Source organism: Terriglobales bacterium, assembly GCA_035457425.1.
Lineage (GTDB): Bacteria > Acidobacteriota > Terriglobia > Terriglobales > Acidobacteriaceae > JACPNR01.
In genome coordinates, this window is record DATIBR010000098.1 from 1 (window position 1) to 13,034 (window position 13,034).

Genomic DNA, 13,034 nt, shown 5'->3' on the forward strand with positions numbered 1-13,034 from the left:
CGTTCATGTCGGTGCCGTCGAGCAGGTAGTTGTTCGAGCGGCCGCGGTTGCCGTTGATGGAGAACAGCCCGAAGGAGCCGGGAGAGTCGGTGACGCCGCTGGGGTCGCCGGTCGAGCCGCTCACCATGTAGAGCGTCTTGATGTAGTCGCGCCCGTTGATGGGCAGCTCTTTCATCTGCTGCTCGCTGATCGTTCCGCCCATCACGTTGGAGGTGGTCTCGACCAGCGGCGCTTCCGCTGTGACCTCGATCGCCTCCTTCACTTCGCCGGGCGACAGCTGCGCGTTCACGCGCGGCGCCAGTCCTACCGCCACCTTCACACCCTTGGTGGTCTGCGTCTTGAACCCCTGCTTGGTGATGGTGACCGTGTAATCGCCCAGCGGCAGCTCCGGCAAGGTGTAGTTGCCGTCGTCGTCGGTCTGGACCTTGCGCTCCAGGCCGGTGCCTTCCTGCGTCGCCGTGACCTCGGCGCCCGAGACCGATGCGCCGGTCGAATCCGTCACCACCCCGTTGATGTCGCCGCGGAAGCTCTGCGCCGCCGCCATGATCGCTGCCAGCAATAAACAGATGAGTACGAACGCCGCCTTTTTCATCGTCGCGCTCCTTGCACAGTTTGGGCCAGAGTAGATGCGGCGGATTATAGACCTCCGCCGCAAGTCCGGCTGCTACTTCGTCGTGTCCTTGTAGACCTTGCCGCCCTTCATCACGAACGCCACCTTCTGGAGCACGGTCACGTCCTGCAGCGGGTCGCCCGGGACCGCCACGATGTCGGCGTACTTGCCGGCTTCGAGCGTCCCGACCTCGTTCTGCATGCGCAGCAGCTCGGCCGCGCCGCTGGTCGCCGACTTCAGCGCCTGCGCCGGCGTCATGCCGTACTTCACCATCAGCGGGAACTCGACGGCCGGGTTGATGTTCCAGTCGAAGCCGCCGGCGTCGGTGCCGAAGCCGATCTTCACGCCCGCAGCCACCGCGCGGCGGAAGGTGTCGGCGTGGATGGGGACCATGTCCACCCAGATCTTGGCGCCCGCGGCCGCGCGCCCCCGCGCCACGTACTCGGCCACGTAGATGGTCGGCACGTACCAGATGCCCTTCGCGACCATCGTCTTCATGTCTTCGTCGGAGATGTAGGCGCCGTGCTCGATGGAATCCACGCCCGCCTCCACCGAGTTGTGCACGCCGTGGAGCGCCATCGCGTGCGAGGCCACCGGCCGCCGCTGCCGGTGCGCCTCGTCCACGATCGCCTTCAGCTCCTCGAGCGTGAACGTCGGCACGTCCTTCAGCACGCCGCCTTCCAGGTAGTAGCTGCGGTCCGAATACACCTTGATCCAGTCGGCGCCGTAGCTGATCTGCTCGCGCACCGCCTTGCGCGCTTCGTCGGGACCGTCGACGACCTGCACGCCGTGCGGCACCGTCACGTCCGGCGAATACCCGACCAGCGGGTAGGCGCCCGTGACGTCGAGCGCGCGCGTCGCCACTTTCATCCGCGGCCCGGGGATGACGCCGTTGTGGATGGCGTTGCGCAGCGCGACGTCGGCGTACATCGCGCCTTCCGTCTCGAGGTCGCGGATGGTGGTGAAGCCGTACTCCAGCGCCTTGCGCGCCGCCTGCGTCGCCAGGATGGTGCGGTACTCGCGCGACTGCTTCAGCAACTGCTCGTCGTAGTCGGCCGCGGTGATGTCGCCCTGCAAGAGGACGTGCGTGTGCGTGTCGATCAGGCCGGGCAGGCAGGTGTAGTTCGAAAGGTCGATTGCCGGACCTTTCCCCGGTCGCTTGTCAGTGCGCACGCTGACCATGCGCTCGCCGCTTACCGTGATCACCGCGTCCCGGATGAGCTGCTCGCTCTTGCCGTCGTACAGCGCCCCGCAGCGGATCACCGTCGCCGACGTGTCGACCTTGGCGGCCTGCTCCGTCTGCGCCGCCGCGGCAATCGAAAGAAGAAGAAGGGAAAAGAAGATGACCGCGCGCTTCATGCTCGCCTCCGTCTGGACGGCCAGCACTCTAGCAGAACCAACGACGAACTCGTCGTGAGGAACGACTGTCATCCTGAGGCGTCCGCCGCGGCGGACGCCGAAGGACCTATGCATTCGCGGTGATGCATAGATCCTTCGCCGCCGCGGGCGGCTCAGGATGACAATGCTTCTCACGATCGAGCGACGCTGATCGCACAAAAAACCGGCCCCGCTCTGCGCGAGGCCGGTCGGACTGAACAGAGTGCTTATTTGCCTTCGTGCATGTGTCCGGCTGCGCACTTGTCGCCGCCGCAGCAGCCCTTGTGCTCGGCCGACGCCGTCGACTTGTTGTCCTTCTTCATCATCGGGCAGTCGTCGGTGCACTTGCCGTCTTTCATGCACGCCATCTTGCCGTCCTTCATCGGGCAATCGCCGCCGGCGCACTTGCCGTCCTTCATGCACGCCATCTTGCCGTCTTTCATCATCGGGCAATCGGCGGTGCACTTGCCGTCTTTCATGCAGGCCATCTTGCCGTCTTTGTCCTTGGGACAATCCTTGCAGCAATCGGCCATCTTGCCGTCGGCGCCCTTGTGGCAGCACGCCATCTTGTGGTCGTCGGCCTTGGGCGCGTCTTTCGCCGGCGCCGCCGCCGTCTGGGCGAACGACATCGCCGTCCCCAGCACCAGCATCAGGAACATCGCAAACATCTTTCGCATGACAATCTTCTCCATTCTTCTCGTGAACTCATTGGGCTCTCGCGGCCCGCGGGCCGCACGGCGGCGCAGGGAAGCGCGTTCTAGATCCGCATGTCGGACTTCAGGTCGAAGACCGCGCGGATGGGCGGCCGCGCCTCCGCGCTCGCCACGCCCTCGCGCTCCCGCGCGACCACGGCCGGCGCGGGCCGCGCCGCCGCCTGCGCATCCGCCAGGCTCACCGCCTCGCTCTTCTTTCCCGGCTCGCGGTTGAAGCTGCAGCAGGTGTGCTGCTGGAAGCAGTCCTGCACGTTCCTCTGCACCGGCGCCGCCACCGGCATCGCCCTCTCGTGGCGCATCCCGGCGTGGTGCTGGTGCGCGGCGGGCGCCGGCGTCGCGGGGTGCGCCGGCACCGGCCTTGGCTCCGCGCAGCTCTTCGTCCACTGGATGAGCGCGGGCACCGCCATCGCCGGCGCGTTCCAGGCGAACAGGCCGACCAGCAGACCGGTCGTGACCAGACGGCTTGGGCGGCTGCGGAGCATCGGAAGGACCTATCCTACAGACGCCCGAACCTCCCAAAAAGTGACGTATGTCACATACCCCTGGGAAACATCTCTCGCACCTGGGCGGGAGTCTTTCCGGCCGCGCGCAGTGCCCGCAGGCTGAGCGCGTCGTGGCGTTTTGCGAGGCGGACGCCGTGCTCGTCGGTCACGAGCGCGGCGTGCGCCCACGCGGGCGGTTCGAGCCCGAGCGCCTTATATAGAAGAAGCTGCCGCGCGGTGCTCTTCAGCAGGTCGGCGCCACGGACCACCTCGGTGATGCGCATGGCGGCGTCGTCGGCGACGCACGCCAGCTGATACGCCGGGACGTCGTCGCGCCGCCAGACCAGGAAGTCGCCGAAGTCGCGGCCGGCCACGTACGCCTGCGGACCCGCGAGCGCATCGTCGAACCGGACGCGCTCGCCGTCCGGCACGCGGAACCGCCACGAGACCGGTTTCCCTGACGGCGGATGGCTGACGGCGGACGGCTCGGGAAAATCCTCAAGCCGCCAAGGTCTCTCCCGGCACGTTCCCGGATACGGCAGTTCGTCGGCGTCGTCGTGGGGCGCCTGCGCCGCCTGCGCCAGGTCTTTGCGCGAGCACGTGCACGGATAGATCGCGCCCGCATCCCGCAGCTTCCGCCACGCGTCCCGGTAGAACGACCGCCGATCGCTCTGCGAGTACGGCCCGAACGGACCTCCGCCCGGCTGCGCCGCGAGTTCCGGACCCTCCTGCCACTCCAGCCCCAGCCAGCGCAGGTCCTCGTACATCGCCGTGACGTACTCCGGCTTCGACCGCTGCGGATCCAGGTCCTCGTTCCTGAGGACGAGCACGCCGGCCGCCTGGCGCGCCCGCTCCGCCGCGATCCAGAACGTCCGCGCGTGCCCGAGGTGCAGAAATCCGGTGGGCGAAGGTGCAAGCCGCCCGCGGTAGGTGCGTTCTAGGGACATCCGGTGTCTATGAAGGTGGATTTGCAGCCGTCCGTGACCAGAGATTACACTCGACTACCGTTTATGTCCTGCCTCCGTCGTTCCCTCTGCCTGCTGCTGTTCGCGGTCTTCGTCTCGTTCGCCACCGCCGCCACCGCCCCCAGCGAGCCGCAGCCCACGCTGCTCGCCGACATGCAGCGCGAGCTCGACCGCGCGCACCAGGAGCTGGCGAAGGCGAATCCGGCGCCCTACTACATCAGCTACACCGTCGCCGACGCGAACAACACCATCATCGCGGCGAGCCAGGGGGCCATCGCGACCGCGGTGCAGAACCACACGCGCCGCGCCGACGTCATCACGCGCGTCGGCTCCGCCACGCTCGACAACACGCACAACGAGAACCGCGAGTCCGCCATCGTCTCCGGCTCCATCCCGCTCTCCGACGACCACGCCGCCATCCAGCGCACCTTCTGGGACCTCACCAACCGCGGCTACCGCCAGGCCATGACCGCCTTCCTGCGCACCAAGACGCGCGCCGACGTCCGCGCCGAAGAGGAAGACGACTCGCCCGACTTCTCCAAGGAGACGCCCCAGACCCACGTCGAGGCCGCGCCGCTCACACCCATCGACCACGAAGCGTGGAAGCAGCGCATCCGCCGCCTCGCGCAGCAGTTCCGCGACCGCACCGAGATCGAGAACTCCGGCGTCTTCCTGGTGGTCGAGGATGAGGATCGCTACTTCGTCTCCACCGAAGGCACGCGCCTGGTCACGCCCTCGCGCATCTCGCGCCTCTTCCTCTACGCCACCGTGAAGGCGCCCGACGGCATGGACCTGATGCGCATGGAGAGCTTCCAGGCCTCCGACCCGAGCAAGCTCCCGGCCGACGCCGAGCTCACGCAGAAGATCGCCACCATGGTCGGCGACCTGAAAGCGCTGAAGGCCGCGCCCATCGCCGAGCCCTACAGCGGGCCCGCGCTGCTCTCCGGGCGCGCCGCCGCTGTGCTCACCCACGAAGTCCTCGGCCACCGCCTCGAAGGCCAGCGCCAGCGCGGCGACGACGAAGGCCAGACCTTCACCAAGAAGATCAACCAGGCCGTGCTGCCGAACTTCCTCAGCATCGTCGACGACCCCACGCGCAAAGCCTTCGGCTCGACCGAGCTCTCCGGCACCTACGCCTTCGACGACGAGGGCATGCCCGCCAAGGCCGTGCACCTGATCGAAGACGGCGTCCTGCGCAACTTCCTGCTCTCGCGCATGCCGGTGAAAGGCTTCGAGAGCTCCAACGGCCACGGCCGCGCCGAGACCGGCAAGGTCCCCGTCGGACGCCAGGGCAACCTCATCGTCACCGCGAAGAAGTCCATGTCGGAAGCCGAGCTGCGCAAGCAGCTCATCGCGGAGATCAAGAAGCAGAACAAGCCTTACGGCCTGTACTTCGACGACATCCAGGGCGGGTTCACGCTCACCACGCGGCAGCTCCCGCAGGCCTTCCAGGTGCTGCCCATCATGGTGTGGCGCGTCTATCCCGACGGCCGGCCGGACGAGCTGGTGCGCGGCGTCGACCTGGTCGGCACGCCGCTCGCCGCCTTCTCGCACATCCTCGCGGCCGGCGACCAGCAGCACGTGTTCAACGGCATCTGCGGCGCCGAGAGCGGCAGCGTGCCCGTCTCCGCCGTCGCGCCCGCCATGCTGTTCTCGGAGTTCGAGACGCAGCGCAAGGCGCAGTCGCACGAGCGCCCGCCCATCCTGCCCGCGCCCATCGAACCCGCGAAGAAGACGGGAGGTGCGCGATGAACCGCATTCTCACGCTCATTCTCGCGCTGCTCTCGCTCGCCGCGCTCGCGCCCGCGCAGCAACCCATCCCGACCGACGACCCGCTGCTCAACGCGCTGCGCGCCGAGCTCAAGCGCTCGCAGCAGCTCCAGCTCGCCGGCCAGCAGAAGCCTTACTTCGTCCAGTACATCGTCAACGACGCCGACAATTTCGGTTACGACTCCAGCCTGGGCGCGCCGCTCAACAAGCTGCGCAGCCGCCAGCGCTTCATCACCGTCATCGTCCGCGTGGGCGACTACGCCAACGATAGCGACCTCGGCTTCGGCATGGGCGAGTACGACATCCTCGCCATCGACGACGACGAGACCGCGCTCCGCCGCACCCTCTGGCTCGCCACCGACCGCGCCTACAAGAACGCGCTCCAGATGCTTTCCGCCAAGGAGTCGATGGCGAAGGAGTTCGAATCCACCGACGACGTCCCCTCGCTCTCGAAGGAGACGCCCGTCCAGTACTTCGAGCCGCGCATCGCCATTCCGGCCGACACCGAGCGGCTCGAGCGTGCGCTCGACGCCGCCACCGCGCTCTACCGCACCGACCCCGAGCTCCAGGTCCTGGCCGGCAGCGTGCGCCTCTCGGTGAACAACTACTACCTCGTGAACACCGAGGGCACGGTGATGCGGCTCGCGCAGGTGGGCGACAGCGTCATCGTGCACGCCGAGACGCAAGCGCCCGACGGCATGCGCCTCCGCCGCACCTACAGCCTCGAGACCCGCTCGCCGGAAGCCCTGCCCAACGCCGACAAGCTCAAGGCCGAGGCCGGCAAGCTCATCGCGACGCTCAAGGCCCTGCGCGCCGCGCCCCCCGTCGCCTCCGAATACCGCGGGCCGGTGCTGTTCTCCAATGACGCCGCCGCCAGCGTGGTCGAAGGCCTCATCGCCAAGAACCTGATCGCCACCCGCCCGCCGCCCGGCAAGACCGGCCGCGTCGTCGGCCCCTACGGCGAGAGCTTCCGCGCGCGCATCCTGCCCGACAGCGTCACCATCGTCGACGATCCGACCATCGAGACCTACGCCGGCCAGCCGCTCGTCGGCTTCACCAAGTACGACGACGAAGGCGTGAAGGCGCGCCCGGTCACCCTGGTCGACAAGGGCATCCTGCAGGCCTACCTCACGTCGCGCCGGCCGGTGAAGGACTTCCTCGCCTCCAACGGCCACGCGCGCAACCTCGGGCCCAGCGTGAATCCCGCGCCCATGAACTTCATCCTCAGCAGCTCCAAGGCCGAGGCGCCCGCGGCGCTCAAGCAGAAGCTGGTCGCGATGTGCAAGGAACGCGGCCTCGAGTACTGCTACTACGTCGAGACCATGGGCGGCCTGGAGACGCCGCGGCTGCTCTATCGCGTCTACGCCAAGGACGGCAGGGAAGAGCTGGTGCGCGGCGGCGTCCTCGACGAGCTCGACACCCGCACGCTGCGCAACGACATCGTCGGCGTCGGCAACGACCCGCTCGTCACCAACAACCCCGCGAACCTGCCTGCCAGCTACGTCGCGCCCTCGCTGCTGTTCGGCGAGCTCGTGGTCAAGAGCTCGACCGAGGCCAAGGAGAAGCTGCCGCAGTATCCCGCGCCCGCGCTGTAGACAGGAAAATGCCAGGTAGGCGCCGGCGACTCGCCGGCGCTTTCCTATTGCGGCGTCAGCAGGAACGCCCGCGTCGCGCCCGCGTGCGCATGCTGGTCCAGCTTCGTTGCGCGGTCGTTCGCCAGGTCGTGGTTCCTGCTTCCGAGCGCCAGGATCTGGCCGCGGTCGTTGATCGCCACCGCCGACATCAGCACCAGGTTCGCGTCGTTCGGGACGAGCGTGTTCAGGTCCACCATCGCCGCGCCCGTCCACACGAACGCGCGCAACCCGAGCTTGCTGCCCGAGCTGCCGACGATCTGCCCGGCGCCGTTGATCCCCGATGCCTGGCTGTGCGAGCCGCCCGCCAGCGTTCCCAGCTCCTGGAAGCCGTGCGCGGCGCTCCACCGGAAGGCGTGGGGCTCGCCGTTCTTCTCCGCCAGCCCCGCGATCTCGCCCTGGGCGTTGATGGCGACCGCTTCGGTGTTCTCGCCCGCGAGCGTGCCGAGATCCTGCGCCTCGCCGGCCGCCGACCACAATACCGCGTGCTTCACGCCGCCGATCTCCGCCCAGCCGGCGATCTGACCGCTGTCATTGATCGCGATCGCGGAGCTGATCGCCGCCCCCGGCACCGCGCCCAACGACTCAGCCGTCCCCGACTTCCAGACCACGGCACGGATCCCCTGCGCGCCCATCGACGTCCCGACCACCCAGCCCGAGCGGTTGATCCCGGCGGCCGCGCTGCCCGTGTCGCCCGCGAGCGGAGCCAGCGTGCGCAGCCCGCGCGCGCGGTCCCACACGAATGCGGTCAGCGCCGTCGCGCCGTTCATGTTCCCGGCGACCTGCCCCTGGTCGTTGATCGCCATCGCCTCGGCGTAGTCGCTCGCCGGAGCCCGGCCGACCGCCGCGACCGCTTCCGGGCCCGCGCCCGTGAACATCGCGACGTCGCCGCCATGGGCCTGGCCCACGCCGCCGGCGACCGCGCCGTGCGCGTTCACCGCGTGCGGCGAGACGCTCGCGCCCTCCGCCAGCTTCAGCTCCTGCACCCGGTAGCTGCCCGCCAACGCCGGCGCCGCCAGCGCCAGCGCGAGCATCGTTGCCCCAACGCCTTGTCTCTTCATCGCGTCCCTCATTGCATCGTCGCCTTCACGGTCGTGGTCGCGCCCGTGTTCACCGTCGCGCTCTTCGATTGCGTGGTGAGCCCGGTCTTCGAGAACGTCACGGTGTAGCTTCCCACCGCGATCCATGGGCTCGAATAGTCTCCCGTCGAGCTCGTCGTGAGCGTGACCGTGGTCGAGATCTTCCCGCCGGTGAGCTTCACGGTCACGCCGCTGATCGCCCCGCCGCTGGTGTTCGTCACCTTGCCGGCGAGCTTGCCCGCCGTCGCGATCGCGACGTTCGCCGTGGCCGTCGCCCCCGAGGTCACGCTCACGTTCACCGTGCGGTCCAGGTACCCCGTCCGCTTCACCGTGACCGCGATCGTCCCTGCCGGGACGTTGCTGAGCTTGTAGTTGCCGGAGCTGTCGGAGGTGGTCGACCCGCCGGAGTAGCTGACCGTCGCTCCGCTCACCGCGCCGCCGGTCGAGATGTTGGTGATCTTGCCGGCGATCGCGCCCGTGCCCGTTGGCGGCGGCGGAGGCGGCGCGCTGCCGCCGATCCGGATGATCTTCGCCACCGACGGCACGCCCGCACTATTGAGCAGGAACAGCATGTAGTAGCCCGGCGGGCTCAGGTTCGCGCTCGACGGGAATGTCACGTTCACCCCGCCGGTCGCGGGCGCGAAGTTCAGCTTCAGGAAGCGCTGCTCCTGGTTGAACGCGTGCGTCACCGCTCCCAGCCGGAGCCAGGTGACCTTGGCGATCGCGCTCGACGTCCCGACCAGCGCCGTCTGCCCGTACGCCACGCTCGCCGGCGCCGACGTGATCACCGGCCGCGCGCCTTTGAACAAGTAGGGCGGGGAGTAGATCTCGGCGTTCGCCCCGTTCGCTCCGCCCGAGCGGTTGACCTGCCCGCCCGCCGAGAGCACGCGCCCATCCGGCAGCAGGAGGGCGAACGAGTGGTAGCCGCGGTAGCGCGAGAGGCTCGCCACCACCGTCCACGTGTTGGTCGCCGGGTTGTAGATCTCGGCCGGATACACCGCGCCCGAGGCCACGTCGAACCCCTGCGCGCTCGAGCCGCCCGTCACCAGGATGGTGCCGTCGGGCAGCAGCGTCGCGTTGTGCTGCCGCCGCGCGTAGTGCATCGACGCGGTCGCCGTCCAGGCCGGCGTCGCCGCGTTCAGGTCGATCTTCTCGGTCGTCGCTGTGACGGTGCGCGAGCCGTCGCCGTCGCCGCCGATCAGCATCACCTTGCCGGCGTCGTACATCACCGCCGAGCCGTAGTTCCGCCAGCCGTGGATGCTGGTCGCGACGTCCGTCCAGGCGCCCGTGCCGCCGGTGTCGAGGTAGCGCGTCTTCGGGCTCCACCCCGCCATGAACACCTTCCCGTTCGGCGCCAGGAACATGAACGGGTAGAGCTGCAGGTGATAGACCGCGCTCGCGAGCGTGCGCCAGGAGTTCGTCCCCGCCTGATAGACCTGCGGCGTGTCGTTGTACGCCTGGCAGCACGCCGGCCCGTGGATCGTCCCCGAGACCACCAGCACGTCGCCGTTCGCCAGCGTCGTGGTCGTCGGATACCACCGCCCCGCGTTCATGTCCGGCGTCCGCGTCCAGGTGTTCGTGTCGCCGTTGTAGATCGTGGCGTGCGCGTAGCCTTGGTAGTCGTCGATGTGCCCGCCCGCCGTGAACACCCGGCCGTCGGCCAGGTGCGTGTGTCCCATGCAGAAGATGTTGAAGCCGGGCTGCGCCGCCAGCGTCACGCCGTTCGTCGCCGGGTCGAAAAGGTGCGGTGTCAGGCCGTCCCCGTACGAGCCGGCGTACAGCACTTTGCCGTTGGTCAGCAGCATGGCGTGCGTCGGCACCCAGCCGGCATTCTGCGTCGGCCACGTCATCACGCCCGACCATTGCCCGACCTGGTCAGGTGTCTGCGCGCGTGTCGCCGCCGCAAAAAGAAGGAGAGCGAGGACAGGAAGAACGATCCGGCGAGCGGGGCCCATTGGGGGACTCCTGGGGGAGGGGACAGTCTGTTGGAACCAGATCCGCTCCTGCGAGATGCCGATGCTATCGCCGAAAGCCGCGTGTTTCGCGGGTCCCCGCGGCAATCATTTGTCTTAGTACTATTCGCCTCCCGGCCGCCATTCTCGCTAAGGCGACCCGATCACCGGAGTCCCGCGCGCTCCCGGCGATCCCCGGATATGTCCCTCTTTTCCTCTTATCCACTCTCATGCACAGACTTGCACCGTTCTTGGGTGATTGATTCCGCGAGGAGTGCCGCCTACAGTGCTTGCACCTGCCGGCCCCGCGCTCCAGCCATTGTGGAAATCAGTCGGCCCTCGGACCAGGAATCAAGAGAATCATCACTGTTGGCGCGGGTGATACAATAGGTAGTGGTTTGGCCTTGACAGCCCCAACATACGGGAGTAACTTCCCGTCTCACGTGCTGTACCTCTTCCGGCAGAGGTGACCGAAAGAGGGGTTCTTTCGAAGCTGTTTTGCGGTGGCTACTCCATCCGGTCCGCGGCTCTCGCCGCCGACCTCGGGGGTAACGGACAACAGGGAATGACTTCCCGCACCTGCGCGCCGCGCGCGGGTCAGGGTTTCTTTCCCTCAAAAACTCTCCGGGAAGGAGAAAACAGCGCATGGCAAGTGATGCAGTCCGTCTCGAGTGGTCGCGCTGGTCGCGTTGCGAATCCAGCTTCAACCTGCTGCTGGCGCCGCAGCAGCCGGGCGTCTTCGCCCTCGCCGAGGAAGTGATGGACGTGGCCGCCCACGGCAAGCGCATGTTGGCGGTGCTGGAAGTGGCCGCGGCCGAGGACCTGGCCCGCACGCTCAGCAGCCTGTTTGCGGCGACCAGCGCGCTGCGTGATCGCCTGCTCAGCGGCCGCTGTTTCGTGCGCTACGCCGTCGTCTCCGACGCGGCGCAGCGCGACGCCATCGCCGCGCAGCTCAAGCAGTGGATCTCGGCCTCGGCCGAGGTCGCCACCGGCTTCGTGCCGAGCGCGACGGCCGCCGACAACCCGACCCACGGCGTGAAGACCGAGGAGCGGCCGCCCGCGCCCGCGTTCCCCGCCGGCTTCTAGCGAAAGAACAGGTGGGCGCGCGACCGCGCGCGCCGTTGTGAATCGAATATCGGAGAGAAGAAGATGGCCGAAGTGACGACGAATACGACTCAGACGACCAGCGAAGTCGCGCAGCACCCCCAGCCCAAGTCCACCCGCAAGGCCCCCGGACTCCAGTTCAAGCGCTTCTTCACCAAGCCCGGCGTCTCGCCCTACGACGAGGTCGAGTGGGAGCTGCGCACCGCCAACATCTCCGACGCCTCCGGCAACACCATCTTCGAGCAGCGCGACGTCGAGGTCCCCAAGGACTGGTCGATGACCGCCACCAACATCGTGGCGTCGAAATATCTCCACGGCAAGCTCGGCACCGGCGAGCGCGAGACCGGCGTCCGCCAGCTCATCCAGCGCGTCGCCGAGACCATCCGCGACTGGGGCTTCAAGTCCGGCTACTTCCGCTCGCCCGACGACGCCGCCACCTTCCACGACGAGCTCGCGCACCTGCTCGTCAACCAGAAGATGGCCTTCAACTCGCCCGTGTGGTTCAACGTCGGCTGCGAGCGCATCGAGCCCGATTCCGACGCCGCCAACTGGCACTGGAACATGGAGCAGGGCAAGGTCCAGTTCGGCGTGACCGGGTACACCCGCCCGCAGTGCTCCGCCTGCTTCATCAACTCCGTGCAGGATTCGCTCGACTCCATCCTCACCCTCGCCAAGACCGAGGGCATGCTCTTCAAGTGGGGCTCCGGCACCGGCTCGAACCTCTCGCCGCTGCGCTCGTCCAACGAGGCGCTCTCCGGCGGCGGCACCGCCTCCGGCCCGCTCAGCTTCATGAAGGGCTTCGACGCCTTCGCCGGCGTCATCAAGAGCGGCGGCAAGACCCGCCGCGCCGCCAAGATGGTCATCCTCAACGTCGACCATCCCGACATCATCGACTTCATCGAGTGCAAGGCCAAGGAGGAAGCCAAGGCCTGGACCCTCATCCAGAACGGCTACGACGGCTCCTCGCCCGACTCCGAGGCCTACTCCTCCATCTTCTTCCAGAACGCCAACAACTCGGTCCGCGTGACCGACGAGTTCATGCTCGCCGTCGAGCGCGACGGCGACTTCTCCACCAAGGCCGTCCGCGACGGCCGCGTCGTCGACACCTTCAAGGCCCGCGACATCATGCGCAAGATCTCCGAGGCCACCTGGACCTGCGGCGATCCGGGCCTGCAATTCGATACGACGATCAATCGCTGGCACACCTCGAAGAACACCGCGCGCATCAACGCGTCGAACCCGTGCTCCGAGTACATGTTCCTCGACGACTCGGCGTGCAACCTGGCCTCGCTCAACCTGCGCAAGTTCCAGGGCTCGCCGGCGTCGGGCGGCGAGCTCGACGTCGAGGCGT

11 protein-coding genes are annotated in these 13,034 nt (G+C 68.0%); 4 read left to right on the plus strand and 7 right to left on the minus strand.

Translation table 11 applies throughout. From position 1 onward, the window contains the following. From VLA96_07250 to gluQRS, 5 genes are all read right to left on the minus strand, one after another. On the minus strand, positions 1–592 hold a 592-nt coding region (locus VLA96_07250; GenBank protein ID HSE48984.1), incomplete at its 3' end, for a carboxypeptidase-like regulatory domain-containing protein. 72 nt (positions 593–664) lie between these two features. Beyond that, complete coding sequence (locus VLA96_07255) at positions 665–2,041, minus strand: amidohydrolase family protein (GenBank protein HSE48985.1); 1,377 nt, start codon at positions 2,039–2,041, stop codon at positions 665–667. A 173-nt stretch (positions 2,042–2,214) separates the two neighbouring features. Next, a complete protein-coding gene (locus VLA96_07260; GenBank protein ID HSE48986.1) occupies positions 2,215–2,664 on the minus strand; it encodes a hypothetical protein in 450 nt (149 codons plus the stop codon). A gap of 80 nt (positions 2,665–2,744) precedes the next feature. Continuing rightward, complete coding sequence (locus VLA96_07265) at positions 2,745–3,182, minus strand: hypothetical protein (GenBank protein HSE48987.1); 438 nt, start codon at positions 3,180–3,182, stop codon at positions 2,745–2,747. 50 nt (positions 3,183–3,232) lie between these two features. Next, entirely contained in the window at positions 3,233–4,129 is an 897-nt protein-coding gene (gluQRS, locus tag VLA96_07270; GenBank protein ID HSE48988.1) for a tRNA glutamyl-Q(34) synthetase GluQRS, read from the minus strand. A 63-nt stretch (positions 4,130–4,192) separates the two neighbouring features. On the opposite strand from gluQRS, the gene VLA96_07275 reads away from it, so the two are divergent. Beyond that, positions 4,193–5,899: a metallopeptidase TldD-related protein gene (locus VLA96_07275; protein ID HSE48989.1), complete on the plus strand. Its 1,707-nt coding sequence runs from the start codon at positions 4,193–4,195 to the stop codon at positions 5,897–5,899. Then, the gene (locus tag VLA96_07280; GenBank protein HSE48990.1) at positions 5,896–7,512 is read left to right on the plus strand and encodes a metallopeptidase TldD-related protein; all 1,617 of its coding nucleotides are present in this window, start codon (positions 5,896–5,898) and stop codon (positions 7,510–7,512) included. The genes VLA96_07275 and VLA96_07280 overlap by 4 nt, the downstream gene beginning before the upstream one ends. Positions 7,513–7,556: 44 nt before the next feature. Here the strand turns inward: VLA96_07280 and VLA96_07285 are convergent, their stop codons facing one another. Together VLA96_07285 and VLA96_07290 are read right to left on the minus strand one after the other, a co-directional pair. Further along, the gene (locus tag VLA96_07285; GenBank protein ID HSE48991.1) at positions 7,557–8,609 is read right to left on the minus strand and encodes a hypothetical protein; all 1,053 of its coding nucleotides are present in this window, start codon (positions 8,607–8,609) and stop codon (positions 7,557–7,559) included. Between the two features lie 8 nt (positions 8,610–8,617). Continuing rightward, entirely contained in the window at positions 8,618–10,582 is a 1,965-nt protein-coding gene (locus VLA96_07290; protein HSE48992.1) for a carboxypeptidase regulatory-like domain-containing protein, read from the minus strand. A 642-nt stretch (positions 10,583–11,224) separates the two neighbouring features. Between VLA96_07290 and VLA96_07295 the strand changes: the two genes are divergently transcribed. After that, positions 11,225–11,665, plus strand: a complete 441-nt coding sequence (locus tag VLA96_07295) for a hypothetical protein (GenBank protein ID HSE48993.1) — start codon at positions 11,225–11,227, stop codon at positions 11,663–11,665. A 63-nt stretch (positions 11,666–11,728) separates the two neighbouring features. Then, positions 11,729–13,034, plus strand: a 1,306-nt coding sequence (locus tag VLA96_07300; protein HSE48994.1) for a hypothetical protein, incomplete at its 3' end; no start/stop codon positions are given.